At 69.3% G+C, this 24,865-nt stretch carries 23 protein-coding genes, 1 tRNA gene and 1 pseudogene; 19 read left to right on the top strand and 6 right to left on the bottom strand.

Going from position 1 to position 24,865, the window contains the following annotated elements; genetic code table 11:
• Positions 1-35: 35 nt before the first annotated feature.
• Both AC1DTW_RS07920 and rraA read left to right on the top strand, forming a co-directional pair.
• Entirely contained in the window at positions 36-533 is a 498-nt protein-coding gene (locus AC1DTW_RS07920) for an Lrp/AsnC family transcriptional regulator (RefSeq protein ID WP_477980478.1), read from the top strand.
• Positions 534-642: 109 nt separating this feature from the next.
• Positions 643-1,137: a ribonuclease E activity regulator RraA gene (gene rraA / locus AC1DTW_RS07915; protein ID WP_477980477.1), complete on the top strand. Its 495-nt coding sequence runs from the start codon at positions 643-645 to the stop codon at positions 1,135-1,137.
• A gap of 13 nt (positions 1,138-1,150) precedes the next feature.
• On the opposite strand, the gene AC1DTW_RS07910 is transcribed toward rraA, so the two are convergent.
• From AC1DTW_RS07910 to mfd, 3 genes are read right to left on the bottom strand one after another with little or no spacing between them, the layout of a single operon-like run.
• Complete coding sequence (locus tag AC1DTW_RS07910; protein WP_477980476.1) at positions 1,151-2,923, bottom strand: adenylate/guanylate cyclase domain-containing protein; 1,773 nt, start codon at positions 2,921-2,923, stop codon at positions 1,151-1,153.
• Positions 2,924-2,971: 48 nt separating this feature from the next.
• Complete coding sequence (gene serB, locus AC1DTW_RS07905; RefSeq protein ID WP_477980475.1) at positions 2,972-3,682, bottom strand: phosphoserine phosphatase SerB; 711 nt, start codon at positions 3,680-3,682, stop codon at positions 2,972-2,974.
• A 6-nt stretch (positions 3,683-3,688) separates the two neighbouring features.
• Positions 3,689-7,159 (bottom strand): transcription-repair coupling factor, encoded by a 3,471-nt coding sequence (mfd, locus tag AC1DTW_RS07900; RefSeq protein WP_477980474.1) that lies wholly within the window; start codon positions 7,157-7,159, stop codon positions 3,689-3,691.
• Positions 7,160-7,255: 96 nt separating this feature from the next.
• Between mfd and ispD the strand changes: the two genes are divergently transcribed.
• Together ispD and ispF are read left to right on the top strand one after the other, a co-directional pair.
• Entirely contained in the window at positions 7,256-7,966 is a 711-nt protein-coding gene (gene ispD, locus AC1DTW_RS07895; protein ID WP_477980473.1) for a 2-C-methyl-D-erythritol 4-phosphate cytidylyltransferase, read from the top strand.
• Positions 7,963-8,466: a 2-C-methyl-D-erythritol 2,4-cyclodiphosphate synthase gene (gene ispF, locus AC1DTW_RS07890; protein WP_477980472.1), complete on the top strand. Its 504-nt coding sequence runs from the start codon at positions 7,963-7,965 to the stop codon at positions 8,464-8,466. The genes ispD and ispF overlap by 4 nt, the downstream gene beginning before the upstream one ends.
• 19 nt (positions 8,467-8,485) lie before the next feature.
• Here the strand turns inward: ispF and AC1DTW_RS07885 are convergent, their stop codons facing one another.
• Positions 8,486-9,811, bottom strand: a complete 1,326-nt coding sequence (locus AC1DTW_RS07885; RefSeq protein ID WP_477980471.1) for an ATP-binding protein — start codon at positions 9,809-9,811, stop codon at positions 8,486-8,488.
• A 63-nt stretch (positions 9,812-9,874) separates the two neighbouring features.
• Positions 9,875-10,609, bottom strand: a complete 735-nt coding sequence (gene ompR, locus AC1DTW_RS07880) for an osmolarity response regulator transcription factor OmpR (protein ID WP_477980470.1) — start codon at positions 10,607-10,609, stop codon at positions 9,875-9,877.
• A gap of 203 nt (positions 10,610-10,812) precedes the next feature.
• Between ompR and AC1DTW_RS07875 the strand changes: the two genes are divergently transcribed.
• The 5 genes from AC1DTW_RS07875 to AC1DTW_RS07855 all read left to right on the top strand — a co-directional run bounded on the left by AC1DTW_RS07875 (position 10,813) and on the right by AC1DTW_RS07855 (position 15,213).
• Complete coding sequence (locus tag AC1DTW_RS07875; protein WP_477980469.1) at positions 10,813-11,535, top strand: SIMPL domain-containing protein; 723 nt, start codon at positions 10,813-10,815, stop codon at positions 11,533-11,535.
• 77 nt (positions 11,536-11,612) lie between these two features.
• Entirely contained in the window at positions 11,613-12,491 is an 879-nt protein-coding gene (locus AC1DTW_RS07870; RefSeq protein WP_477980468.1) for an alpha/beta fold hydrolase, read from the top strand.
• Positions 12,488-14,716, top strand: coding sequence for a RelA/SpoT family protein (locus AC1DTW_RS07865; protein WP_477980467.1), 2,229 nt, complete (start codon positions 12,488-12,490; stop codon positions 14,714-14,716). The genes AC1DTW_RS07870 and AC1DTW_RS07865 overlap by 4 nt, the downstream gene beginning before the upstream one ends.
• Before the next feature lie 22 nt (positions 14,717-14,738).
• Positions 14,739-14,813 (top strand) — tRNA-Val (locus AC1DTW_RS07860).
• A gap of 100 nt (positions 14,814-14,913) precedes the next feature.
• Positions 14,914-15,213 carry a hypothetical protein gene (locus AC1DTW_RS07855; RefSeq protein WP_477980466.1) on the top strand — a complete coding sequence of 100 codons (300 nt, stop codon included), beginning with the start codon at positions 14,914-14,916 and terminating at the stop codon, positions 15,211-15,213.
• A gap of 74 nt (positions 15,214-15,287) precedes the next feature.
• On the opposite strand, the gene AC1DTW_RS07850 is transcribed toward AC1DTW_RS07855, so the two are convergent.
• Positions 15,288-15,563: a hypothetical protein gene (locus AC1DTW_RS07850; RefSeq protein ID WP_477980465.1), complete on the bottom strand. Its 276-nt coding sequence runs from the start codon at positions 15,561-15,563 to the stop codon at positions 15,288-15,290.
• Between the two features lie 440 nt (positions 15,564-16,003).
• On the opposite strand from AC1DTW_RS07850, the gene ku reads away from it, so the two are divergent.
• The 10 genes and pseudogenes from ku (at position 16,004) to AC1DTW_RS07800 (ending at position 24,427) form a co-directional block, all read left to right on the top strand.
• Complete coding sequence (gene ku / locus AC1DTW_RS07845) at positions 16,004-16,879, top strand: non-homologous end joining protein Ku (RefSeq protein ID WP_477980464.1); 876 nt, start codon at positions 16,004-16,006, stop codon at positions 16,877-16,879.
• A gap of 15 nt (positions 16,880-16,894) precedes the next feature.
• The gene (gene ligD / locus AC1DTW_RS07840; RefSeq protein WP_477980463.1) at positions 16,895-18,421 is read left to right on the top strand and encodes a non-homologous end-joining DNA ligase; all 1,527 of its coding nucleotides are present in this window, start codon (positions 16,895-16,897) and stop codon (positions 18,419-18,421) included.
• Positions 18,418-18,600, top strand: coding sequence for a hypothetical protein (locus AC1DTW_RS07835; RefSeq protein ID WP_477980462.1), 183 nt, complete (start codon positions 18,418-18,420; stop codon positions 18,598-18,600). Before ligD ends, AC1DTW_RS07835 begins: the two co-directional genes overlap by 4 nt.
• A pseudogene (locus AC1DTW_RS07830) lies at positions 18,597-19,318 on the top strand (DNA topoisomerase IB). Before AC1DTW_RS07835 ends, AC1DTW_RS07830 begins: the two are co-directional and overlap by 4 nt.
• A 122-nt stretch (positions 19,319-19,440) precedes the next feature.
• The gene (locus tag AC1DTW_RS07825) at positions 19,441-20,244 is read left to right on the top strand and encodes an enoyl-CoA hydratase-related protein (RefSeq protein WP_477980461.1); all 804 of its coding nucleotides are present in this window, start codon (positions 19,441-19,443) and stop codon (positions 20,242-20,244) included.
• A gap of 9 nt (positions 20,245-20,253) precedes the next feature.
• A complete protein-coding gene (locus AC1DTW_RS07820; protein ID WP_477980460.1) occupies positions 20,254-20,907 on the top strand; it encodes a TetR/AcrR family transcriptional regulator in 654 nt (217 codons plus the stop codon).
• On the top strand, positions 20,904-22,052 hold the full coding sequence (locus AC1DTW_RS07815) for an ABC transporter substrate-binding protein (protein ID WP_477980459.1): 1,149 nt from the start codon (positions 20,904-20,906) through the stop codon (positions 22,050-22,052). Before AC1DTW_RS07820 ends, AC1DTW_RS07815 begins: the two co-directional genes overlap by 4 nt.
• A 110-nt stretch (positions 22,053-22,162) precedes the next feature.
• On the top strand, positions 22,163-22,774 hold the full coding sequence (phaR, locus tag AC1DTW_RS07810) for a polyhydroxyalkanoate synthesis repressor PhaR (protein ID WP_477980458.1): 612 nt from the start codon (positions 22,163-22,165) through the stop codon (positions 22,772-22,774).
• A gap of 69 nt (positions 22,775-22,843) precedes the next feature.
• Positions 22,844-23,884: a M35 family metalloendopeptidase gene (locus AC1DTW_RS07805; protein WP_477980457.1), complete on the top strand. Its 1,041-nt coding sequence runs from the start codon at positions 22,844-22,846 to the stop codon at positions 23,882-23,884.
• A complete protein-coding gene (locus tag AC1DTW_RS07800; protein WP_477980456.1) occupies positions 23,885-24,427 on the top strand; it encodes a hypothetical protein in 543 nt (180 codons plus the stop codon).
• Positions 24,428-24,865 lie beyond the last annotated feature (438 nt).

The raw sequence follows: 24,865 nt of genomic DNA, 5'->3' as shown, positions 1-24,865 counted from the left end.
TCCAGCGCACAATGCCGTCGATTCGAAGGAGATTCATGGTCACGACCTTGAACATCGATCTGGACACCTACGACACGCGCATCCTCGCGGAGCTGCAGGCCGATGCGCGGCTGACGATGGCCGAGCTCGGCCGTCGCGTGCACCTGAGCCAGCCGGCGGTGACCGAGCGCGTGCGCAAGCTCGAGGCCGCCGGCGTGATCAGCGGCTACCGCGCGACCGTGAACCTCGCGAAGCTCGGCTACGGCATCCGCGCGATCATCCGCATCGGCCGTGCCGAGTACCCGCGCATCGTGAAGCTGGTGCAGAACACGCCGGAATGCATCAATGCCTACAACGTGACCGGCGAGGACAGCTGGGTGCTCGAGATCGCGGTGATCGACGTGAGCCACCTCGATGCGGTCGTCACGAAGTTCTGCCTGCTGGCCGAGACGGCCACCTCGATCATCCTGAATCCAGCGCGCGAGCACCAGGCGATGCTGCCGCCGCTGGCGGCCGACGTGAAACCCCCCATCAAGAAGGTGACCAACGCATGAATACTGCTGCATTGATCTTGAATCGGCGGGCCGCCGCGCCGGGCCGCCCCAAGCAAGGCCCGACCCTCTCGGAGGGTCGCACGCCGTATGCGGCGTGCGGGGTGTCGTCATGAAGGACCTGGTCACCGGCGACCTGTGCGACGCGAACAAGAGCAATCGCGACGCGAGCTTCCGCGTGCTGCCGCCGCTGTTTCGAGACTACGGCAAGCGCGTGTGCTTCGCCGGTGTCGTCAGCACCGTGCAATGCTTCGAGGACAACTCGTTCGTGAAGGCCGCGCTCGAGGAGCCGGGCCAGGGCCGCGTGCTCGTCGTCGATGGCGGCGGCTCGCTGCGCCGTGCACTGGTCGGCGGCAACATCGCGTCCGCCGCGGCGAGGAACGGCTGGGCCGGCGTCGTCATCGACGGCTGCGTGCGCGACAGCGCCGAGCTCGCGCAATGCGATCTCGGGATCCGCGCGCTCGCGCTGATCCCGATGCCGACCGAGCGCCGCAACCAGGGGCAGCGCGACATCGCCGTCCACCTGCGCGGCGTGTGGGTGCTGCCGGGCGAATGGCTGGTCGCCGACGAGGACGGCATCGTCGTGATGCCTTCGCCGGCGCCCTGAAACGCGCCTTGGATCAAGGCTCGAAGCCGGCCGCGAGCAGGCTCTCGCGGTGGTGGGTGAAATCGCTCGCGTTGCGGTAGTGCAGGCTCGGCGCGAGATCGACATCGACGCGCAACGACGGCCGCTGCTTCAGGGCCTCGACACGGTGCAGCTGCGCCTCGGACGGCGCGCCGGTGCGCACCAGGCAGGCGGCCAGGAACGCGTGCTGGACCGCGTTTGGCGCCGCGATGCGGCGCATCGCGGCGACCGCGTCGGCGTAGCGCAGCGCGACGAAATGCGCTCGGGCCAGGTGGCTCCAGAAGCGATCCGGGTGGAACGGGTTCAGCCGCATCGCCTTCAGGATCCACTCGATGCCCTCGTCGGGCTGGCCGAGCCAGGTCAGGATCTCGCCCTGCTGCACGACGATCAGGTCGTCGTTCGGATTCAGGCCGAGCGCGCGCTGCTGGTGGTAGACGGCCTTGTCGAGGTCGTCGCGGATCACCCACGCGGCCGCGAGGATGCGGTGCACGTCGCTGTCGTTGTCGTCGAGCGCGAGCGCGATCTCGAGCTCGCGGACGATCTCGTCCTGCGCCGCCTGCGCGTCGGCGCACCAGCCGTAGGTCCAGGCCTGGCCGAGGATGCAGCCGCGCCAGGCGTGCGCATGCGCGTACTTCGGGTCCAGCTCGATCGCACGCGTCACGAGGTGCAGCGCCTCCGTGTTGTCGGTCTGGATCGAGCGGTGGTGCAGCACCTTGCTCGCGACCAGGCATTCGTACGCCGCCATGCTGTCGGTCGGCTTGCGCGCGGCGCGATCGCGCGTCGCCGCCTCGACCCGCCCGGGCAGCACCGCGACGATCGCGCGCGTCATCTCGTCCTGGATCGCGAAGATGTCTTCGAGCTGCCGGTCGTAGCGCTCGGCCCAGACATGCCGGTCGGCCTCGGCGTCGATCAGCTGCACCGTGATGCGCAACCGATCCCCGGCGCGGCGCACGCTGCCTTCGAGCACGTACTGCACGCCGAGCTCGCGTGCGACCTGCTTCACGTCGACGGCCTTGCCCTTGTACTTGAACGAGGTGTTGCGCGAGATCACGAACAGCTCGCGGAAGCGCGAGAGCTCGGTCAGGATGTCTTCGGTCAGGCCGTCGACGAAGAACTCCTGGTCGGCGACGCCGCTCATGTTGATCAGCGGCAGCACGATGATGGACGGGCCGGTCGACGGGCCCGGCACGACCACCTTGTGCGTCTCGCCCGGCTGGCCGGCCGAAGCGGGCAACGCCGGCGGGCCCGACACGACGCGGTACACGCGCACCGGCGCGGCGATGTTGTGCAGCTCGCGCGCGCCCATGTCTTCGAACCGGTGCTCCAGCCTGCCGCGGACCTCGTCGTGCACCTTGCCCGAGACGCAGATGCCGCCGGGCTCGGCCAGCGCCTCGATGCGCGCGGCGACGTTGACGCCATCGCCGTAGAGGGAGCCTTCTTCGACGATCACGTCGCCGAGGTTCACGCCGATCCGGAACGCCATGCGGCGGTGCTCCGGCAGGTCGGCGTTGCACCGGGCGAGCTGCACCTGCATCGCGCAGGCGGCTTCGACCGCGTCGACCGCGCTGCCGAACTCGGCAAGGATGTTGTCGCCGGGCGCGTCGACGATGCGGCCGTGGTGCGTGGCGATCAGCTCGCCGACGAGCTTGCGGCAGATGGTCAGCGAGCGCACCGTCGCGAGCTCGTCGTCGCCCATCAGGCGGCTGTAGCCTGCGGCGTCGGCGCTCAGAATCGCGGCCAGCCTGCGCTGCACAATGCGTCTCCCCATCGGTGACGCTTCGATTCTAGGCAAATCGCCGGGCGATATCGACTGGGATCAGCCCTCGAACACCTCGAGCGCGCGGTTCATGCCGCCGGTGGTGATCGACAGCATCGCCTGCTCGAGCACCGCTGGCTTCGGGTGGTAGGCGATGCTCAGGCCGACCGCGCCCATCATCGGCAGGTCGTTTGCGCCGTCGCCGACCGCGATCGCCTGCGCCGGCGCGATGCCCATCAGCTCGCAGACCTCGAGCACGACGCGCTTCTTCTCGGCACCGTCGACGATGTCGCCCCAGGGCCGGTCGACGAGCTGGCCGGTGAGCGCGCCGGCTTCGATCTCGAGCACGTTGGCGCGCGCGAAGTCCAGGCCGAGCCGGGCGCGCACGCGTTCGCTGAAGAACGTGAAGCCGCCCGACACCAGCAGCGTCTTCAGGCCGGCCGCGCGGCAGCTCTGCACGAAGCGCTCGACGCCGGGGTTCAGCCGCAGGTGCTGCGCATACACCTGGTACAGCGCCGCCTCGGGCACGCCGCGCAGCAGCGCCAGGCGCCGGCGCAGGCTTTCCTTGTAATCGCTGATCTCGCCGCGCATCGCGGCCTCGGTGATCGCCGCGACCTCGGCCTTGCGGCCCGCGGCGGCGGCGATCTCGTCGACGCACTCGATGTTGATCAGCGTCGAGTCCATGTCGAACGCGATCAGCTTGTAGTCGGCGAGCCTCAGCGGCGGCGTGAAGCCGCGGATGAACAGGCCGGGAGCGAATTCGTGGGGCATGGTGGTTCAGGCGGCCTGGGCGAGCTTGGGCGCGCCGAGCGCCCGCAGCACGTCGCGGATCAGCTGCGCACGGGCCTTCGGCTCGGGCGTGTCGCGCTCGATGCGCAGCTTGTCGTTGCCGGCGAGCTTGATGTGGCGGTTCTTCTGCACCAGCTCGATGATGCGCAGCGCATCGACCGGCGGGTTCGGGCGGAAGCTGATCACCATCAGCTTCGGCGCCGCGTCGATCTTGGTCACGCCGAAGGGTTTCGCGAGCACGCGCAGGCGGTGCACGTCGAAGAGGGTCTGGCCTTGCGCGGGCAGCTTGCCGAAGCGATCGGTGACCTCCTCGAGCATCGCGTCGATCTGCGCCGCGGTGTTCGCCGACGCGAGCCGCTTGTACAGCGACAGCCGCGTGTGCACGTCGCCGCAGTAGGCGTCGGGCAGCAGCGCCGGTGCGTGCAGGTTGATCTCGGTCGTCGCCGACAGCGGGCCCAGCAGGTCGGGCTCGACGCCGGCCTTGAGCGAGCGCACCGCCTCGGCGAGCATCTCGTTGTAGAGCTGGAAGCCGACCTCCATCATGTTGCCGCTCTGGTTCTCGCCGAGCACCTCGCCGGCGCCGCGGATCTCCAGGTCGTGCATCGCGAGGTAGAAGCCCGAGCCGAGCTCCTCCATACTCTGGATCGCCTCGAGCCGCATCGCCGCGGCCTTCGTCAGCGCTTCGACATCGGGCACCATCAGGTAGGCATAAGCCTGGTGGTGCGAGCGGCCGACGCGGCCGCGCAGCTGGTGCAGCTGCGCGAGGCCGAACTTGTCGGCGCGGGTCATCAGGATCGTGTTCGCGCTCGGCACGTCGATGCCGGTCTCGATGATCGTCGAGCACAGCAGCAGGTTGTGGCGCTGCGCGACGAAATCGCGCATCACGCGCTCGAGCTCGCGCTCGGGCATCTGGCCGTGCGCGATCGCGATGCGCGCCTCGGGCAGCAGCTCGGCGAGCTTGTCGTGGCGCGCCTGGATCGTCTCGACCTCGTTGTGCAGGAAGTAGACCTGGCCGCCGCGCTTCAGCTCGCGCAAGACCGCCTCGCGGATCGTGCCGCTGCTCTCGGTGCGCACGAAGGTCTTGATCGCGAGGCGCCGCTGCGGTGCGGTCGCGATCACGCTGAGATCGCGCAGGCCTTCGAGCGCCATGCCCAAGGTGCGCGGGATCGGCGTCGCGGTCAGCGTCAGCACGTCGACCTCGGCGCGCATCGCCTTGATCGCTTCCTTGTGGCGCACGCCGAAGCGGTGCTCCTCGTCGATCACGAGCAGCCCGAGGCGCTTGAACTTGACCTTTTCGCCGATCAGCGCGTGGGTGCCGACCACGATGTCGACGGTGCCGTCGGCGAGGCCGTCGAGCGTCGCCTTGACCTCCTTGGTCGAGCGAAAGCGCGAGATCTCGGCGACCTTGACCGGCCACTTGCCGAAGCGATCCGCAATGTTCTGGTAGTGCTGTTCGGCCAGCAAGGTCGTCGGCGCCAGGATCGCCACCTGCTTGCCGCCGGTGACCGCGATGAACGCGGCGCGCAGCGCGACCTCGGTCTTGCCGAAGCCGACATCGCCGCAGACGAGGCGGTCCATCGGCTGCGGCGAGACCATGTCCTGGATCACCGCGTGGATCGCGGCCTGCTGGTCCGGGGTCTCCTCGAAGCCGAAGCTGGCCGCGAAGGCCTCGTAGTCGTGCGGTGTGAAGCGGAACGCGAAACCCTCGCGCGCGGCGCGGCGCGCGTACAGGTTCAGCAGCTCGGCAGCGGTGTCGCGGACCTGCTCGGCGGCCTTGCGCTTGGCCTTGTCCCACTGGCCCGAGCCGAGCCGGTGCAGCGGCGCCTCGTCGGCGGCAACACCGGTGTAGCGCGCGATCAGGTGCAGCTGTGCGACCGGAACATAGAGCGTGGCGTTGTCGGCGTACTCGAGGTGCAGGAACTCGCTCGGGCCACCGTCCTGCCCTGCGGCGAGGTCGATGCTCTTCAGGCCGACGTAGCGCCCGATGCCGTGGTTCGCATGCACGACGGGATCGCCGACCTTCAGCTCCGACAGATCCTTGATCAGCGCGTTGACATCGCTGACCTGCTCCTGCTTGCGGCGCCGCCGCGCGGTCGGCGAGGTCGCGAACAGCTCGGTCTCGCTGACGAACTGGATCGTGACGCCGTCCTCCGGTTCGAACCAGAAGAAGCCCTGCGCAAGGGGCGCGACCGCGATCGCGAAGTGCGCCGCGCCGGCCTGGAACTCGGCCAGTGTCGCAACGCTCGGCGGCTCGATCTGGCTGTCGCGCAGCAGCTCGAGCAGGCTCTCGCGCCGGCCTTCGGTCTCGGCCACGATCAGCACGCGGTACTGCGTCGTGCCGACCTGCGTCTTCAGGCGCTGCAGCGGCTCGGGCGCGCCGCGCTCGACGCTCAAGTCGGGCAGCGCGCGCGCCCAGGAGACCTCGTCATTGCCGCGCAGCGCGAGCTGTGCGTACCGGTTGCATTGCGCGAAGAAATCCTCCGGCTTCAGGAACAGCGTCTCCGGCGCCAGGATCGGCCGCTCGCGATCGGCCTGCAGGAAGCGGTGGCGTTCGCGCGTGTCGGTCCAGAAGCGCTTCAGCGCCTCGTCGATCTCGCCGTGCAGGACCAGCGCCGCGCCGTCCTGGCCGAGCGCGCCGAGGTAGTCGAAGATCGTCGCGGTCGCATCGAAGAACAGCGGCAGGTAGTACTCGATGCCGCCGCTCGCGAGACCGGTGCCGATGTCCTTGTACAGGCGCACCTTGGTCGGATCGCCTTCCATCTTCTCGCGCCAGCGGGCGCGGAACGCGGCGCGCGCGTCTTCGTCCATCGGGAACTCGCGCCCGGGCAGCAGCCGCACCTCGGGCACCGGATACAGGCTGCGCTGCGTGTCGGGATCGAAGGTGCGGATCGAGTCGACCTCGTCGCCGAACAGGTCGACGCGGTAGGGTACCGGCGAGCCCATCGGGAACAGATCGATCAGCCCGCCACGCACCGCATACTCGCCGGGCGAGACGACCTGGCTGACGTGCGTGTAGCCGGCAAGTGTCAGCTGCGCCTTCAGCGCCGCCTCGTTGAGCCGTTCCTTCTGCTTGAAGTGGAAGGTGTAGCGCGCCATGAAGCTCGGCGGGGCGAGCCGCACCAGCGCGGTCGAGGCCGGCATCAGCACGACATCGACTTCGCCCTGCTGGATGCGCCAGAGCGTCGCGAGGCGCTCGGAGATCAGGTCCTGGTGCGGCGAGAAGGTGTCGTAGGGCAGCGTCTCCCAGTCGGGGAACACCGCGACGCGCAGCCCCGGCGCGAAGAAGGGCAGCTCGACCTCGAGGCGCTGGGTGTCGGCGGGCTCGGCGGTGATGATCGCGGTGAGCTTGTTCTGCGCCGCCTGTTCCTGCGCGAAACGCGCGATCAGGAGCGCATCGGCCGAACCGGGCGGCCGGGGCAGCGTGAAGCGTTTTCCAGAGGCGATCGCGGGGAGTTGCATGAAACCTTGGCGCACAAAAAGCAATACGCCCCGGCGAGGCCAGACGTGGCGCTGCGCGGGGCGAAAGACTGGCCGGATTATAGAATTCGCGCCTCGATGACGCTTGCCGCCACCCCCGAAGCACCGCCCCGCCTGTACGCACTCGTTCCCTGCGCCGGCGTCGGCGAGCGTGCGGGAGCGTCGGGGCCGAAGCAGTACGCGCTGCTCGGCGAGCGCAGCCTGGTCGGGCACACGGTCGCCGCGTTGGGGCAGGTCGCGCGGATCGATTCGGTGCTGGTCGTGCTGAGCGCGGGCGACGCGGAAGGTCCGGCGCAGCTGGCCGGCAGCGGCGCGACGCTCGCGCACTGCGGCGGCGCGACGCGCGCCGAGACCGTCCTCAACGGGCTCGCCGCGCTGCAGGCGGGCGGCGCACGGGCGCACGACTGGGTGCTCGTGCACGACGCGGCGCGCTGCCTGGTCCGCCCCGAATGGGTCGACACGTTGATCGACGCCTGCCTCGACGACCCGGTCGGTGGCCTGCTCGCGCTGCCGGTCGCCGACACGCTGAAGGCGGAGCGCGACGGCCGCGTCGAGGCCACGATTGATCGCCGCGCGAAGTGGCAGGCGCAGACGCCGCAGATGTTCCGCATCGGCATGCTGCGTGACGCGCTCGCGCGCGCCGGGGCCGGCGCCACCGACGAAGCGAGCGCGATCGAAGCGCTCGGCCACGCGCCCAAGCTGGTGCCCGGCTCGCTCGAAAATTTCAAGATCACGTGGCCGGCCGATTTCGACCTGGCCGATCGACTCCTCAGGACGCGTAAGCCATGAATTCACCGCGCATCAAGCCGCCGCTGTGGCGCATCGGCGAGGGCTGGGACACGCACGCGCTGGTGGCCGGGCGCAAGCTCGTGCTCGGCGGCGTCGAGATGGCGCACACGCACGGGCTGATGGGCCACTCGGACGCCGACGCGCTGTGCCACGCCATCACCGACGCCCTCTTCGGCGCGGCGGCGCTCGGCGACATCGGCCATCACTTTCCCGACACCGACACGCAGTACCGAGGCGCCGACTCGCTGGCGCTGCTGGCCGAGGCGGCGCGCCGCGTGCGCGCGGCCGGCTGGCTGGTCGGCAATGTCGACAGCACGATCATCGCGCAGGCACCGAAGATGGCGCCGCACATCCTCGCGATGCGCCAGCGCATCGCGCAGGCGATCGACGTCTCCGTCGATCAGATCAGCGTGAAGGCAAAGACGGCCGAGAACATGGGGCCGGTCGGGCTCGGCCAGGCGATCGAGGCACGCGCGGTGTGCCTGGTGTGGCGCGGCTGAGCACGGTCCGCGCCGGCGCTCAAGGCGCCTTCTTGAGCCGGATGTGCGCCATCAGGCCGCCATCGGGCGCGTTGACCAGCTCGAAGGTGCCGCCCATGCGTTGCACGGCCTTGTCGACGATCGCCAGGCCCAGGCCCGCGCCGGTCGCGGCGGTGCGCGCGGCATCGCCGCGGAAGAACGGCGTCGTCAGCTGCGCGAGCTTCTTCGGGTCGGCGCCCTGGCCGAAATCGCGCACGGTCAGGATCACCCAGGGGCCGGTGCGGGCGTAGCTGACGATGACGCGCGCGATGCCGGTATCGGTCGAGCGGCCATAGCGGCGCGCGTTCTCGAACAGGTTCTGCAGCACGCGGCCGAGTTCGACATCGTCGGCCATCACCTTGGTGTCGATCGCGACGCGCGAGGTGATGCGGATCTGGCTGGTGTCGCGGAACGCCGCCATCTCGCGGTCGACGACGCCGCTCAGGTGCACCGGCATCATCCGGCTCTCGCCGGGGCGCGCGTAGTCCATGAACTTGTCGATGATCGCGTCGAGCTGGTCGATGTCCAGCGCCATGTTGTGCTTGGCCTCTTCGTCCTGCACGCTCATCTCGGCCTCGAGGCGCAGCCGGGCCAACGGGGTGCGCAGGTCGTGCGAGATGCCGGCGAGCATCACCGCGCGGTCCTGCTCGACCTTCGCGAGCTCGCGCGCCATCCGGTTGAAGCCCATGTTGACCTGGCGGATCTCGCTCGTCAGCGTGTTCTCGTCGAGGCGCGAATCGAATTCGCCCTCGCGGATGCGGCTCGCGGCGAACGAGAGCTCCTTCAGCGGCTGGTTGATCAGCCGCGCGATCGCCGCCGAGCCGAGCACGGTCGCGAGCAGCGCCATGCTGACCCACAGCACCAGCGTGTTCCACAGGATCGGGGTCGGGTGGGTCGGGTCGACCTGCAGCCAGAACGGGTCCTTCTCGATCGAGAAGCCGACCCACAGACCCGGCGCGCCGTTCACCGAGCTGGCGACCAATGTGTCGGGGCCGAGCACGCCGCGCAGCTGCGCGCCGATCGCGCGCGAGACACGATCGGCCTCGTAAGGCTCCCACTTGTCGGCCGGCTCGCGCGGGGCGAGCTTCAGCGACTCCTGGTTCGAGATGCCCTTGATCAGCGCGACGCGGTTGATGCCGTCGCTCGACAGCAGCGCGGCACGCGCCAGCTTCACCAGGCTCGCGATCTGCTGCGCCTGCTGTGTCGCGCGCGGCTCGAACTCGAGCGCACGAAAGGTCTGCGTCCATGCGAACACGCCGCTGATGAGCAGCAACGCGATCAGGAAGAAGGTGCGCCAGAACAGGCTGAGGGCGACTCGTTTGGGCATCGGACGGGCAGGCTACCAGACAGACGAAAGAACGGCTCCCGGAGGAGCCGCTGTGACATCTCGTCAATTCGTACCGTCTGGCACGAACACGTAGCCGACGCCCCAGACCGTCTGGATGTAGCGCGGTTGTGCCGGATCGGGCTCGATCATCTTGCGCAGGCGCGAGATCTGTACGTCCAGGCTGCGGTCGAAGGGCTCGAACTCGCGGCCGCGCGCGAGCTGCGCCAGCTTGTCGCGCGACAGCGGCTGGCGCGGGTGCCGCACCAGCGCCTTCAGCATCGAGAACTCGCCGGTCGTCAGCGCGATCTGCTCGCCTTCCTTGCTCAGGCGCCGCAGCGCGAGGTCGAACTCGAACGGGCCGAAGGTCACGGTCTGCGCTTCGAGCGCCGGGGCGCCGGGCGCTTCGAGCGTCGGGCGGCGGCGCAGCACCGCGTGGATGCGCGCGAGCAGCTCGCGCGGGTTGAACGGCTTGGGCAGGTAGTCGTCGGCGCCGACCTCGAGGCCGACGATGCGGTCGACATCCTCGACCTTCGCGGTCAGCATGATGATCGGTGTCAGGTCGTTCGCGGCGCGCAGGCGCCGGCAGATCGACAGGCCGTCTTCGCCCGGCAGCATCAGGTCGAGCACGATCAGGTGCACGGTCTCGCGGGTCAGCAGGCGGTTCAGTGCCTTCGCGTCTTCGGCGAGCAGCACCTCGAAGCCTTCCTGCGTCAGGTAGCGGCGCAGCAGGTCCCGGATGCGGGCATCGTCATCGACGACGACGACTCGGTCGGGGCGCGGGTTGGCAACAGTGGTCATACAGCAGCTCCAAAATATGTAACAGAGCCGATTTTGGACACGAAACCGCCCCGATTTTGCGAGCCCTGACCAGCTGTTACAACTGAGTGAAAGACGCGATTCAACCCGTTTCGAGGCGCTCAACCGTATAAGCCTGCATCGGTGCGCGGTACGCATCCGGCGCGCCGCACCGAGCATCGACACCACCCGGAGGATCTCGCACCATGTCGTTCCGCACCACCCGCCGCGCCGTCGCGCGCGGCCTCGTCCTCGGCGCCGCGCTGGTGGCGCCGCTGGCCTGGTCGGCCGATCAGCCGCCGCCGCAAGGCGTGGTCAATCTGTCGAGCAGCGCCACGCTCGAGGTCACCAAGGACATGTTGAGCGTCACCTTCAACACGACCCGCGAGGGCAGCGATGCGGCCGCCGTCCAGGCGCAGCTGAAGCAGGCGCTCGACGCCGCGCTCGCCGAGGCGAAGAAGGCGGCGCGACCGGGCCAGGTCGACGTGCAGACCGGCAACTTCACGCTGTCGCCGCGCTACACGAACAAGGGTGTCGTCAGCGGCTGGCAGGGCAGCGCCGAGCTGATCGTCGAAGGCCGCGACATGCAGGCGATCGGCCAGCTCGGCGGTCGCATCACGACCTTGACGATCAATCGCGTCGGCTACGCGCTCTCGCGCGAGCTGCGCGAGAAATCGGAAGGCGAAGTCTCGGCGCAGGCGATCGCGCGCTACCGTGCAAAGGCGGCCGAGTACGCGAAGCAGTTCGGCTACTCGGGCTACACGTTGCGCGAGGTCAACGTCTCGAGCAACGAGCAGCCGCCGATGCCGCGGCCGATGCAGATGCGGGCGCAGGCGATGTCTGCCTCGGCGGACGACGCGTTGCCGGTCGAGCCGGGCAAGGGCACCGTCACGGTCAGCGTCAACGGAAGCGTGCAGATGGTGAAGTGAGGGCAAGCCGGCCGACGCCGGCGTGGTTCGTCGGCCTTCGCTTACGATGAATCCATCGTGAACCGAGGCCGACGACCATGACCGAACCCCGCCTGAACCACGTCCAATGCCTGGGCGCGCGTGGTCTGCGCCGCATGGCCTACTGGGAATGGGGCGACGCTGCGAATCCGCGCGTGCTGGTCTGCGTGCACGGCCTGGCGCGTCAAGCGCGCGACTTCGATACGCTGGCGCGCGCGCTGAGCGACACCTATCGCGTCGTCTGCCCCGACGTCGTCGGTCGTGGCCAGTCCGACTGGCTGAGCGACCCGAGCGGCTACCAGATCCCCGCGTACGTGGCCGACATGGTCACCTTGCTGGCGCGGCTCGATGCGCAGACCGTGCACTGGGTCGGCACCTCGATGGGCGGGCTGATCGGTCTGGGGCTGGCGTCGCTGGCGGATACGCCGATCGGCAAGCTGGTACTGAACGATGTCGGCCCGACGATCCAGTTCGAGGCGATGATCCGCATCGGCAACTATCTCGGCCAGCCGCTGCGCTGGAACACGCTCGACGAAGCGGCCGACTACCTGCAGACGATCTCGGCCAGCTTCGGCCCGCACAGCCGCGAGCAATGGCTCGCGCTCTCACGACCGATGCTCAAGCCCGACGGCGATGGCTTCAAGCTGCACTACGACCCGGCGATCGCGCTGCCGTTCAAGGCGATCACACCCGCGATGGCCGCGGCGGGCGAGGCGATGACCTGGGCTGCGTTCGACGCGGTGCGCTGCCCGACGCTGGTGCTGCGCGGCGCCGAGTCCGACCTGCTGTCGCATGCGACCGCGACGGCGATGACCCAGCGCGGCCCGAAGGCGCGGCTGGTCGAGTTCGCCGGCGTCGGCCACGCACCGACCCTGGTCGCCGACGACCAGATCGCGACCGTGCGCGAGTTCCTGCTGGAGCCCGCGCCCAGCCCATGAAGACCGGCGTGCTGGACGCGCGCATCGACGCCGCGCCCATCGTTCAACTGTTCGACGAGCATCCCGACGCGGCCGCCGAGGCCGCGCAGCTGTTGCGCGCGCGCGCGTTCGCCGAGCCGCTGCTCCACGGTCAGCAGCTCGACACCGGCGAGGACGCGCTCGCGCACGCCGATGCGGTCGCAGCGATCCTGCAAGGCATCGGCGCGGCGCCGGCGATGCGCGCCGCGGCCTACCTCGTCTACGCCGGCGAGTACCTGAACAAGCCCGAGGAGGTCATCGCGAAGGCGTTCGGGCCCTCGCATGCGAGCCTGGTCGTCAACACGCGCAAGCTGGTGCAGCTGCAGCGCGCCGCGCGCGAGGCACAGCTCGGCACCGAGGCGCGCGCGCAGCAGTCCGAGCGCGTGCGCAAGATGCTGCTCGCGTTCTCGCGCGACCTGCGCGTCGTGCTGCTGCGCCTGGCCTCGCGGCTGCAGACCTTGCGCTTCTTCGCGGCGACGAAGACGCTGTGCGCGCCGGAAGTCGCTGCCGAATCGCTGCAGGTGTTCGCGCCGCTCGCCAATCGACTGGGCATCTGGCAGATCAAGTGGGAGCTCGAGGACCTGGCGTTCCGCTTCCTCGAGCCCGCGCAGTACCAGCAGGTCGCGCGGCTGCTCGACGAGAAGCGCGTCGAGCGCGAGCAGCGGGTCGAGGCGTTTCGCCAGCGCCTGGCCGACGATCTGAAGGCGCACGGGCTGCGCGCCGAGGTGCAGGGCCGGCCGAAGCACCTGTACAGCATCTGGAAGAAGATGCAGGGCAAGCAGCTCGACTTCGCGCAGGTGCATGACCTGCGCGCGGTGCGCGTGATCGTGCCCGATGTGCCGGGTTGCTATGCGGTGCTCGGCCGCGTGCACGAGCTGTTCCACCCGGTCGCGGGCGAGTTCGACGACTACATCGAGCGGCCGAAGCCGAACGGCTACCAGTCGCTGCACACCGTCGTGCAGGATGAATCCGGGCGCGCGGTCGAGGTGCAGATCCGCACCCATGCAATGCACGAGCACGCCGAGCACGGCGTCGCTGCCCATTGGGCCTACAAGGATGCCGGAGCGAGGGGCTACGCCGGTGTCAGCGCCGATGCCGAGCAGCAGGCGCGCATCGCAGAGGCGCGCAAGACGGTGCTGCGCCAGCTGCTGGCCTGGGAGCGCGACACGGCGCTCGGCTCGCCCGAGAGCGCCGCAGCGCCGGCCGACGACCGCATCTACGTCTTCACGCCGGCCGCCGCGGTCGTCGAGCTGCCGTCCGGCGCGACGCCAGTCGATTTTGCGTACACGGTGCACACCGACCTCGGCCACCGCTGCCGCGGCGCGCGCGTCGACGGCGCGATGGTGCCGCTGAACACGGCGCTGCAAAGCGGCCAGACGGTCGAGGTGATCACGACGAAGGAGGGCGGCCCTTCGCTCGACTGGCTCAACGCCGACCTCGGCTATCTGAAGAGCTCGCGCGCGAAGGCCAAGGTGCGCGCGTGGTTCAACGTGCTGGCGCAGAAGGAGACCGCGGCGAAAGGACGCGAGGCCGTCGAGAAGCTGCTGCAGCGCGAGGGCAGGACCTCGATGAAGCTCGACGACCTGGCGGCGCAGCTCGGTTTCCGCAGCGCCGACGCGCTGTTCGAGGTCGTCGGCAAGGACGAGTTCTCGCTGCGCAACATCGAGACGCTGCTGCGCCCGACCGAGCCGCTGCCGACGCCCGACGACCTGATCGCCTCGCGGCGCGGCGAGGCCACGCCGCCGAAGGGCGGCGTGCTGGTGGTCGGCGTCGAGTCGCTGATGACGAGCCTCGCGCGCTGCTGCCGCCCGGCGCCCCCGGATCCGATCGGCGGCTACGTGACGCGCGGCAGGGGCGTCGCGGTGCACCGCGCGGTTTGCACCAACTTCCGCCAGATGGCGGCGCGTTCGCCCGAGCGCGTGATCGCGGTCGCGTGGGGCGCGCCGCGCGGCGACCGGCCCGCGCTTTACCCGGTCGACGTGATCGTCGAAGCGGCCGATCGGCAAGGGCTGCTGCGCGACATTTCCGAACTGTTCGCGAAGGAGAAGATGAACGTCACCGGCGTGAAGACCCAGTCGGTGAAGGATTCGGGCGGCGGCACCGCGTGGATGACATTCACGATCGAGGTCGCCGATGCGGCGCGCCTGGCCCACGTGCTGGGCCTCGCAGGGCGCATCGCGGGCGTGCGATCGGTCCGGCGCAAATGAGCTGTGCTATAGTCTTGGGCTCGGGCGATTAGCTCAGTGGTAGAGCGCCTCTTTGACGTGGAGGATGTCGGGAGTTCGACCCTCTCATCGCCCACCAGACACATACCACGCACGTCGATACAAGCGAAGAGCCTGCCCCGCAAGGGGCAGGCTCTTCTGCTTTGTCTGCTTTGAAGTGGGCTTTCGGGAACCCTCGCATGGAAATGACACCCCGCCGCCAGTCGCTGATCGACGCCCATGTCAGCGAGAGCCGCCGCCTGATGACCGACTGTGCGTTCGAGTTGAACGACCTGGTCCGGTTCGCGATCTCGGCATCGCGCGAGAAGGGCCACAAGGTCTACCACCCGATGGACCCGGTCAACGAGTGCATTCGCAACTGGACCACGCTGAGCCGCAAGCTCGCGAAGCTCTCAGACGAGGTGGCGCGCACCAGCGCGCGCCTGGGCGTCCAACCCTTCGAGCCGGAGCAGCCGGCGGCTGACGACCCGAGCCCTTGAAGGTTCGGTCTGCCAAATGAAACGGGGCACCTGCTGGTGCCCCGTGTTCGTTGGGTGCGAAGGCGCGTCGCCGATCAGCCTTCCAGCAGCCGCGGGCCTTCGCCGGCCGCCGCGGCGGCCGCCGCGTCGTAGCCGCCGTCGACCCAGCGCCGGCCGTGCGCGAAAGCCTGGTGTGCCGCCGCGGTCGGATCGCTGTACGGCGGTGTCGGCACGCCGAGCGGGATTTCGAGGGTCAGCGCCTCGGAGGCGTCGTAGATCACCAGGCGCGGCGCGAATGCGTGGTCGCCCAGGCGTTCTGGCGAGCACTGGAACTCGAAACCGCGGTACTGGGCGAAATAGGTAGGTTCCATGCTGATCGGCTCGCTCGCAGACTGTCCCGACCGACTGGCCGAGAACCCAACGGGACTGTGTCGGATTGTGAACTGTCGCGGACGCGGCGTGCAAACCCATGAACAAGGGGGGGCGCGACGGCATACTGGTCAGTCGATGCCGGAATCCGCGATGCAGTTCACGAAAGTCCGAATTATCGTCGCAACCGTGCTGCCGCAGGTCGTCGCCGCGGCGTCGGCGCAAGGCGTCAACCCCTCGATCGATGCGCTGCCTGCAGGACCTTCGAGCCGAAGGTCGTGACGATCCAGAGCGTGCCGAACCGTTGAAGCGGCGCAACGCGGGCCGGTAGCGCCTCTCGCGTCCTGCTGCGCGACGCCCGCGCGCGCCGTAGGCGCTATCCGACAACCGAATCGGGCGGCGGGCACTGGCTGTGGCGCCGGCGCTGCACGAGCATCAGTCCATGGCGACCGGCTCCCGCATCCTCTGGAAAGGCGCGATCAGTTTCGGGCTCGTGCACATCCCGGTGAGCCTGCACACCGCGACGACCGAACACGCGATCGACTTCGACTGGCTCGACAAGCGCAACATGGACCCGGTCGGCTACAAGCGCATCAACAAGAAGACCGGCAAGGAGCTGACGAAGGAGAACGTCGTCAAGGGCGTCGAGGTCGAGGACGGGCACTACGTCGTGCTCGGCGACGACGAGATCGCCGCCGCGTATCCGCAGGCGACGCAGTCGATCGACATCGAGGCCTTCGTCGCGGCCGATGAGATTCCGTTCGTCTACCTCGACCGGCCGTACTACCTCGCACCGATCGCGAAGGGCGCGAAGGTGTATGCGCTGCTGCGCGAGACCCTGCTGCGGACACGGCACATCGGCGTCGCACGCGTCGTGATCCAGACGCGGCAGCACCTCGCCGCGCTGATACCCGTCGGCCCGGCGCTGGTGCTGAACCTGCTGCGCTGGGGCGCCGACATCAAGCCGTGGACCGATCTGGACCTGCCCGCCGAGGGCGCGAAGGCCACGCACCTGAGCGAGGCCGAGCTGAAGATGGCGGCGCAACTCGTCGCCGACATGAGCCGCCCGTTCAAGCCCGGCGACTACCGCGATTCGTTCAAGGACGAGGTGATGGCGCTGGTGCACCGCAAGGCCGAATCGGGCGAGACCGAAACGGTGGTGCAGCCTGAGGCGGGCGAGGCACCGGCGAAGACGGCCGACGTCATCGACCTGACCGAGCTGCTGAAGCGCAGCCTGAAGGGCGGCGGCGACCAACCCAAGCCGGCTCGCAACGCGCACGCGAAGGCAGCGCCGGTGAAGAGACACCGCGCTGCGTGAACGCAGATGGCGACGATGACGAACGCGCTCGCCGAATACCGGCGCAAGCGTGACTTCGCGCAGACGCCGGAGCCGCGCGGCGCGCCGGCGCGCTCGACCGGGCGGCTCTCGTTCGTGATCCAGAAGCACGCGGCGCGCAGCCTGCATTACGACTTTCGCCTCGAGCTCGATGGCACGCTGAAGAGCTGGGCGGTGCCGAAGGGGCCGAGCCTGGACCCATCGATCAAGCGCATGGCGGTGCAGGTCGAGGACCACCCGCTGTCGTATGCCGACTTCGAGGGCGAGATCCCGCCGCAACACTACGGCGCCGGCACCGTGATCGTGTGGGACCGCGGCAGCTGGTCGCCGGTCGGTGATGCGCGTGCCGGCCTGCGTGACGGCCACCTGAAGTTCGATCTCTCCGGCCAGAAGCTGAACGGCCGCTGGGCATTGGTGCGCATGAAGCCGCGCGGCGGCGAGCGCCAGCCGACCTGGCTGCTGATGAAGGAGAACGACGACGAGGCGCGCGCCGCCGACGAGTACGACGTGATCGAAGCCGAGCCGGACAGCGTGCTGACGACATCGAAGACGGAGCCGGAGCATCGCCCGCGCACGGTCGCGAAGACGCCGCTGCCTGCCGCGGCGCGATCGAGCCGCGCGACGCGCGAGCCGGCCCGCATCACGCACCCCGACCGCGTGATCGATGCCGCGAGCGGCGTGACCAAGGGCGAGCTCGTCGACTACTACGAGCGCGCCGCAGCGCTGATGCTGCCGCACCTGAAAGCGCGGCCGGTCGCGCTGGTGCGCGCGCCGGCCGGCGTCAAGGGTGCGCAGTTCTTCCAGAAGCACGCCGAAGCCGATGCGCTGCCCGGCATCGTGCAGCTCGACGACGCGCTCGACCCGGGGCACGCGCCGCTGCTCGCGGTCGCGTCGGCGCAGGGGCTGCGCTCGGCGGCGCAGATGAACGTTGTCGAGTTCCACACCTGGAACATGACGACGCGCACGATGCCGCGCCCCGACCGGATGGTCTTCGACCTCGACCCGGGCCGCGGTGTCGACTGGCCGGCGCTGCGCGACGCGACGCTCGCGCTGCACGCCTTTCTCGATGAGCTGGGGCTGACGACTCGCCTGAAGACCAGCGGCGGCAAAGGCCTGCACGTGATCGTGCCGCTCGCGCCGCGCCACGACTGGCCGCTGGTGCGCGCGTTCGCGCAGGCGGTCGTCGCGCGGCTCGCGCAGACGCTGCCGCAGCGCTTCGTCGCGAAGAGCGGGCCGCGCAACCGTGTCGGGCGCGTCTTCATCGACTACCTGCGCAATGGCTGGGGCGCGACGACCGCGTCGGCCTGGTCGGCGCGCGCGCGGCCAGGGCTCGGCGTCTCGGTGCCGATGGACTGGAGCGAGCTCGCGCAGATCGACGGCGGGGCGCACTGGAACGTGCGCAACATCGACGCGCGGCTCGCGCGCGGCAACGAAGCTTGGGGCGCCTTCGCGGGGTCGTCGCGGCAGACGCTGACGAAGGCGATGAAGGCGCTGGAATTCGAACCGACGGAGGCATCGACATGATCTTCTTCGACCACACCGAGCCGCCCGCGGTCCCCGACAACCCGAACCTTCCACCGCCGGTGCCGCCGCCCGAGCCCGACGTGGTGCCGGTGCGCGACCCGTTGCGCCCCGAGCATCCGGACCCTGTGCGCGAGCCGCCCCGCGACAAGCCGCCGATGAAGCATGCGCCGCCGCCGTGACGCTGCCGGGGCTGGTCTACGTCAGCGACGCCGCACCCGGCATCCGGCGCCTGCGTCGTGGCGCGGGCTTCGCCTACCGGCAGCCCGACGGCCGGCCGCTGCGCGATGCCGGGGAGCTCGCGCGCATCCGCCGGCTCGCGATCCCGCCGGCGTATTCGCAGGTCTGGATCTGCCCGCTCGCGCACGGCCACCTGCAGGCGACCGGCCGCGATGCGCGCGGACGCAAGCAGTATCGCTATCACGCGAGTGGCGGCTCGCCCGCGACGAGAGCAAGTTCGACCGGCTCCCGGCTTTCGTGAAGCGCTGCCAGTCGCTGCCGGGGCAGGCGCTGTTCGAGTACCTCGACGACGCCGGTGCTCTGCACGGCGTCGGTTCCGCCGACGTCAACGACTACCTGCGCGAGGCCGGCGGTGGCGAGTTCAGCGCGAAGGACTTTCGCACCTGGCACGGCAGCGTGCTTGCACTGCAGGGATGGTGCGAGCTCGAGCCGGTCGATGCCGCAAAGCCGGCCCGCGCCGCCGCGGCGCGCCTGCTCGGCGAGGTGGCGCAACGACTCGGCAACACGGTCGCGGTGTGCCGCAAGGCATACGTGCATCCGCGCGTGCTCGCGCTGCTGTGCGGCGACCCGACCGCGCACGTTCCGGTCGCCGCGAAGCGGCGGGCCGGACTGTCGGCGGCCGAGCGCAGCCTGCTCGCGTTCCTGAAGACCTGCGGGTAAGCCCCGGTGCGAGCGCGTCGCCCCGCGCGGTGGATTCGCACTAGACTTTACTTACCGGTCGGTCGAGTTTGTTTCGCCGCAGGCGATGCAGCGCATGAACCGACCTGCTGCGGGAGAAACCGATGTCAGAACCCCTGGTGCTGAGCGCGCAGAACGGCGCCGTGCGCACGCTCACGTTGAACCGTCCGAAGGCGCTGAACAGCTTCACGTCGGAGATGCATGTCGCGCTGGCCGAGGCGCTGCGCGAGGTCGAGGCCGACACGAGCACGCGCTGCCTCGTGCTGACCGGCGCCGGCCGCGGCTTCTGCGCCGGCCAGGATCTGGCCGACCCGGCGGTCGCGCCCGATCTGGCGCCGGGCGCCGCGCCGACCGATGTCGGCGGCGTCATCGAGCGCTTCTACAAGCCGCTCGCGCTGCGCCTGCGCGCGCTGCCGGTGCCGGTGATCGCGGCCGTCAACGGCGTCGCGGCCGGCGCCGGAGCGAGCCTGGCGCTCGGCTGCGACCTCGTGATCGCGGCGCGTTCGGCCAGCTTCATCCAGGCCTTCTCGAAGATCGGGCTGGTGCCCGACGCCGGCGGCACCTGGCTGTTGCCGCGCCTGGTCGGCCGCGCGAACGCGCTCGCGCTGGCGATGACCGGCGACAAGCTCGCCGCCGAAGCCGCGCAGCAGATGGGCCTGATCTGGAAGTGCGTCGACGATGCCGCGTTTGCCGATGAAGTCGCCTCGGCGGCCGCGCGGCTCGCCGCGATGCCGGTCGCCGCGCTGGTCGCGACGCGTGCTGCGATCGACGCGGCGATGGACCTCGGCTTCGCCGACGCGCTGAGCGCCGAGGGCCGCTGGCAAAGCCGGTTGAGCGCGTCGCACGACTACCTCGAAGGCGTCGCCGCGTTCATGGCGAAGCGCCCTGCGGTCTTCACGGATCGCTGACCCGCCCGCATGCCCCGCGGCCGCGCCCCCGGCTACGACACGCAGCGCGAGCAGATTCTCGCGCGCGCGGCGGAGCTGTTCGCGCGTCAGGGCTATACCGGCACGTCGATGAACCAGGTCGCGCTTGCCTGCGGCGTCTCGAAGCCGTCGCTCTACCACTACGTGCGCGACAAGTACCAGCTGCTGGTCGAGATCGCCGAAGACCACATCGACCGGCTCGAGGCGCTGGTCGTCGAAGCGCAGGACAAGCCGCTGGAGCCGCAGGCCCGCGTGCGCGAACTGATCGCGAGCTTCCTCGTCGTCTATGCCGACGCGCAGGCCGCGCACCGCGTACTGACCGAGGACGTGAAGTTCCTCGAGCCGGCCGACCGCGAGCGCGTGCTCGACGGCCAGCGCGCGGTCGTCGCGGCGTTCGCCGAGGCGATCGCCGACACCCGGCCCGACCTGCGCTCGAGCGAACTGCACAAGCCGCTGACGATGCTGCTGTTCGGCATGATGAACTGGATGTTCACGTGGCTGCAGCCCGGCGGCAAGCTGACGCACGCGGCGATGGCGCCGATCGTCGCCGATCTTTTCTTCGGTGGATTGGATGCCGTGCGCTGGCCCGAATCCACCCCCGCCCCGATCGCCCGCCACAAACCCACCCGACGGAGACACCCATGAACCTGAAGAAGACCTTGATCGCGCTCGCCGCGACCCTGAGCGCGGCCACGCTCGCACATGCCGACGTCAATGTCGGCGTGACCGTCTCGGCCACCGGCCCGGCAGCGTCGCTCGGCATCCCCGAAAAGAACACGATCGCGCTGATGCCGCAGACGATCGGCGGGCAGAAGATCAACTACATCGTGCTCGACGACGCCTCGGACACGACGCAGGCGGTCAGCAACACGCGCAAGCTGATCACCGAGAACAAGGTCGACGTCATCCTCGGCTCGACCGTGACGCCGAACTCGCTCGCGATGATCGATGTCGTCGCCGAGAACCAGACGCCGATGATCTCGATGGCCGCGTCGGCACGCATCGTCGAGCCGGTCGACGCGAAGAAGCGCTGGGTCTTCAAGACGCCGCAGAACGACATCATGATGTCGCTTGCGATCGCCACCAGCATGGCCGACAGCGGCGTCAAGACGGTGGGCTTCATCGGCTTCGCCGACGCCTACGGCGAAGGCTGGTTCCAGGAATTTTCGAAGGCCGCGGGGCTGAAGGGCCTGACCATCGTCGCCAGCGAACGCTATGCGCGCACCGATACCTCGGTGACCGGTCAGGTGCTGAAGATCGTCGCGGCCAAGCCGGACGCCGTGCTGGTCGCCGGCTCGGGCACGCCGGCGGTGCTGCCGCAGCGCGCGCTCAAGGAGCGCGGCTACGCGGGCAAGTACTACCAGACGCACGGCGTTGCGAACAACGACTTCCTGCGCGTCGGCGGCAAGGATGTCGAAGGCACCTTGCTGCCGTCGGGTCCGGTGCTGGTCGCCGCGCAACTGCCGGCGACGCACCCGGTGCGCAAGTCGGCGCTCGACTATGTCGCGAAGTACGAGGCGATGTACGGCAAGGGCTCGGTCTCGACCTTCGGTGCGCATGCGTGGGACACCGGGATGCTGATGCAGGTCGCGGTCGCCAATGCGCTCAAGAAGGCGCAGCCTGGCACTGCCGAGTTCCGCGCGGCGCTGCGCGATGCGCTCGAGAACACGAAGGAAGTGCACGGGGCGCACGGCATCTTCAACATGTCGCCGACCGATCACCTCGGGCTGGACCAGCGCGCCCGCGTGATGGTGAAGATCGAGAACGGTGCCTGGAAGTACCAGCCCTGAAAAAGGGGTGAACCGAGCCGTTTCGGCCCTGTCGGGAAAACCCCTTCGGGGCACCGATACGGCGACTTCTAGAATTGTTGTGCAGTCGCACATGAAAGAGGAGTTGCCGAATGGCTCAGTCCCGCCGCGCAGTCAGACCCGAGGCGAGCGCCGAGCCCGCGGCCCCTGCGGCCGCCGAGGCGCCCGCGAGCGGCCCGCGCGTGCTGAAGAAGTACCCGAACCGGCGCCTCTACGACACTCAGCTCAGCAGCTACATCACGCTCGCCGACGTGAAGGCGATGGTGCTGAAGGCCGAGAGCTTCGAGGTACGCGATGCGAAGACCGGTGAAGACCTGACGCGCAGCATCCTGTTGCAGATCATCCTCGAGGAAGAGAGCGGCGGCGTGCCGATGTTCTCGGCGCCGATGCTGGCGCAGATCATCCGCTTCTACGGCCACTCGATGCAGGGGATGATGGGGTCTTACCTCGAGAAGAACCTGCAGACCTTCACCGAGATCCAGGCGCGCCTGGCGGAGCAGTCGAAGGGCCTGTACGACCCGGCCGCGCAGTCGCCCGAGATGTGGTCGCAGTTCCTGAACGGCCAGGCCCCGGTGGTGCAGAACCTGATGGGCAACTACCTCGAACAGTCGCGCAAGATGTTCACGCAGATGCAGGAGCAGATGGCCAAGCAGGCCGGCGCGTTGTTCCCGGGGATGCCCGGATTCAAGCCGACCAAGCGCTGACGTGCAGGGGCTGACGTGGCAGCGGGCTTGCATGCCGCGAGCCGTTTTCTCGAACGGGAGGGAGTGACGATGTTTGCATTTGCCAAGTGGGCGGCCGTGGCCGCGGTCGTGAGTCTGGCGGCCACGGTGCAGGCGGCGCCGCGCAGCGACCTGGATGTTCGCCTGTCGGCGCCGACGCCGGTGCTGCGCGGCGATGTCGACGTGTTCGTCGACGTCACGGTCACGAACACGGCGCGCCACGCGGTGCACGTGCTGGCATGGCAACTGCCCTCTGAAGAACTCGAGGCTGCGCTGTTCCGGATCACCCGCGATGGCCAGCCCGTCCGCTACCTCGGCCCGATCGTGAAGCGCGCCGCGCCGCAGGCGGGCGATCTCGTCAAGCTCGACGCAGGCGCGGCGCTGAACTACAGGGTCGAACTCACCGCCGGCTATGACCTGTCGCAGGACGGCCGCTACGCTGTCGAATACCAGAGCCGCGGCAAGCACGCCGATGCCGGCGCGAACCTCGCGTCGTCGGCGCCGCTGTACCTGTGGCTCGAGGGGCGCAGCGGCAAGACCGCGGCAGCGCCGCAGCCACCGACCGCCGGCGCCGCGAGCATTTCCTACACGGGCAATTGTTCGGCGTCGCAGCAGACGATCCTGTCGAACGCGGTCGCGGCGGCGACGAACTATGCGACCGCGGCCAATGCCTACCTGGCCGCAACGCCATCGGCGACACCACGCTACACGACCTGGTTCGGCACCTTCTCGAACGCCGGCTGGAACACCGCGCACTCGCACTTCACGGCGGAGCAGAGCGCGTTCACGACGCAAGCGCTGACCCTCGACTGCAAATGCAAGAAGCCGAACGTCTACGCCTATGTCTACCCGACGCAGCCGTACAAGATCTACCTGTGCGGGGTCTTCTGGAAGGCGCCGCTGACCGGCACCGATTCGCAGGGCGGCACGCTGATCCACGAGATGTCGCACTTCAATGTCGTTGCCAGCACCGACGACTGGGCCTACGGCCAGAGCGCCGCGAAGGCGTTGGCGATCTCGGATCCGGCCAAGGCGCTCGACAACGCCGACAGCCATGAATACTTTGCCGAGAACACCCCGGCCCAGCCCTAGATGACGCCGCCGCGGCGCGCGCCGGCCTGGCTCGGAGCGATCGCGGTGCTGTCTCTGGCGATCGAGCCGGCCGCCGGCGGCGAGGCGCCGCTGCAATGCATGCTGAGCGCCTCGGCGCGGGCCGCGGTCGGCCAGTCGGTGGCGCTGCACTTCGCGCTGCACAACCGGAGCGATCATGCGCTGCGCGTGCTCGAATGGAACACGCCGTTCGAGGGCTGGTTCGGTGCCTACCTCGAGCTCACGCGCGACGGTGTCGCGCTGCCCTACCGGGGGCCGATGCTCAAGCGCGGCGAGCCGTCGGCCGACGAGTACCTGGGCTTTCGCGCCGGCCAGCGGCGCCGCGCGAGCGTCGACCTCGCGCAGGTGTTCGACCTGTCGATGCCCGGCCACTACCGTGTCGAGCCGCGGATCACGTTGTTCGATGTCGTCGCCGGGGCTACCGCGCGCACCGCCCGGCCGCGCGATGCGCAGCGCGCAATGCCGCTGCACTGCAACGCGGTCGAATTCGATCTCGTCGAGGCGCCGCACGGGCCGGGCCGCTGATCGGCGAAAATCGCCGGATGATCGAAACCACCCCCACACGAACGGCCACCGCCAACCCGGCCCCGAAGATCGGCTTCGTCTCGCTCGGCTGCCCGAAGGAGTCTGGATTTATACCCGTCGATTGAGTTACTGACGCTTGAGAGCGGACGGATCGACACGATCGGCTTGGGACGACAAGGCCTCACCGCTGGAGGGTAGGGACTCCGACCGTCCAACGCGGCACTGATGGCCGCAATGGCCATCGGGCTGGATCCGGCCATGATCGGTGATTCGCGAACGCCAGCTATGTGGAGTTCCACGAAGTGGCAGCACGCGCTCGACTGGCACCATGCCGCGGAGTCGAGCGGAATTCGCACCCTGGCGCGCTCGATTCCGATCGCCAGTTAGCACACGGTGCAAGGGTTCGAATTACTCGGTCGTAGCGCTAAGAACGCCTTT

The sequence above is a fragment of the Rhizobacter sp. P5_A1 genome (genome assembly GCF_056400745.1).
This window is presented reverse-complemented; position numbering and strand designations above follow the sequence as displayed.

What these genes read in the sequence shown, in the direction of transcription:
- AC1DTW_RS07800 (WP_477980456.1), top strand. Translation starts at nt 23,885, where the DNA reads ATGACGCCGCCGCGGCGCGCGCCGGCCTGGCTCGGAGCGATCGCGGTG.
- ispD (WP_477980473.1), top strand. Translation starts at nt 7,256, where the DNA reads ATGACGCTTGCCGCCACCCCCGAAGCACCGCCCCGCCTGTACGCACTC.
- ispF (WP_477980472.1), top strand. Translation starts at nt 7,963, where the DNA reads ATGAATTCACCGCGCATCAAGCCGCCGCTGTGGCGCATCGGCGAGGGC.
- AC1DTW_RS07835 (WP_477980462.1), top strand. Translation starts at nt 18,418, where the DNA reads ATGATCTTCTTCGACCACACCGAGCCGCCCGCGGTCCCCGACAACCCG.
- AC1DTW_RS07875 (WP_477980469.1), top strand. Translation starts at nt 10,813, where the DNA reads ATGTCGTTCCGCACCACCCGCCGCGCCGTCGCGCGCGGCCTCGTCCTC.
- phaR (WP_477980458.1), top strand. Translation starts at nt 22,163, where the DNA reads ATGGCTCAGTCCCGCCGCGCAGTCAGACCCGAGGCGAGCGCCGAGCCC.
- rraA (WP_477980477.1), top strand. Translation starts at nt 643, where the DNA reads ATGAAGGACCTGGTCACCGGCGACCTGTGCGACGCGAACAAGAGCAAT.
- AC1DTW_RS07855 (WP_477980466.1), top strand. Translation starts at nt 14,914, where the DNA reads ATGGAAATGACACCCCGCCGCCAGTCGCTGATCGACGCCCATGTCAGC.
- AC1DTW_RS07885 (WP_477980471.1), bottom strand. Translation starts at nt 9,811, where the DNA reads ATGCCCAAACGAGTCGCCCTCAGCCTGTTCTGGCGCACCTTCTTCCTG.
- ligD (WP_477980463.1), top strand. Translation starts at nt 16,895, where the DNA reads ATGACGAACGCGCTCGCCGAATACCGGCGCAAGCGTGACTTCGCGCAG.
- AC1DTW_RS07805 (WP_477980457.1), top strand. Translation starts at nt 22,844, where the DNA reads ATGTTTGCATTTGCCAAGTGGGCGGCCGTGGCCGCGGTCGTGAGTCTG.
- AC1DTW_RS07815 (WP_477980459.1), top strand. Translation starts at nt 20,904, where the DNA reads ATGAACCTGAAGAAGACCTTGATCGCGCTCGCCGCGACCCTGAGCGCG.
- mfd (WP_477980474.1), bottom strand. Translation starts at nt 7,159, where the DNA reads ATGCAACTCCCCGCGATCGCCTCTGGAAAACGCTTCACGCTGCCCCGG.
- AC1DTW_RS07820 (WP_477980460.1), top strand. Translation starts at nt 20,254, where the DNA reads ATGCCCCGCGGCCGCGCCCCCGGCTACGACACGCAGCGCGAGCAGATT.
- AC1DTW_RS07825 (WP_477980461.1), top strand. Translation starts at nt 19,441, where the DNA reads ATGTCAGAACCCCTGGTGCTGAGCGCGCAGAACGGCGCCGTGCGCACG.
- ku (WP_477980464.1), top strand. Translation starts at nt 16,004, where the DNA reads ATGGCGACCGGCTCCCGCATCCTCTGGAAAGGCGCGATCAGTTTCGGG.
- AC1DTW_RS07850 (WP_477980465.1), bottom strand. Translation starts at nt 15,563, where the DNA reads ATGGAACCTACCTATTTCGCCCAGTACCGCGGTTTCGAGTTCCAGTGC.
- AC1DTW_RS07920 (WP_477980478.1), top strand. Translation starts at nt 36, where the DNA reads ATGGTCACGACCTTGAACATCGATCTGGACACCTACGACACGCGCATC.
- ompR (WP_477980470.1), bottom strand. Translation starts at nt 10,609, where the DNA reads ATGACCACTGTTGCCAACCCGCGCCCCGACCGAGTCGTCGTCGTCGAT.
- AC1DTW_RS07870 (WP_477980468.1), top strand. Translation starts at nt 11,613, where the DNA reads ATGACCGAACCCCGCCTGAACCACGTCCAATGCCTGGGCGCGCGTGGT.
- AC1DTW_RS07865 (WP_477980467.1), top strand. Translation starts at nt 12,488, where the DNA reads ATGAAGACCGGCGTGCTGGACGCGCGCATCGACGCCGCGCCCATCGTT.
- AC1DTW_RS07910 (WP_477980476.1), bottom strand. Translation starts at nt 2,923, where the DNA reads ATGGGGAGACGCATTGTGCAGCGCAGGCTGGCCGCGATTCTGAGCGCC.
- serB (WP_477980475.1), bottom strand. Translation starts at nt 3,682, where the DNA reads ATGCCCCACGAATTCGCTCCCGGCCTGTTCATCCGCGGCTTCACGCCG.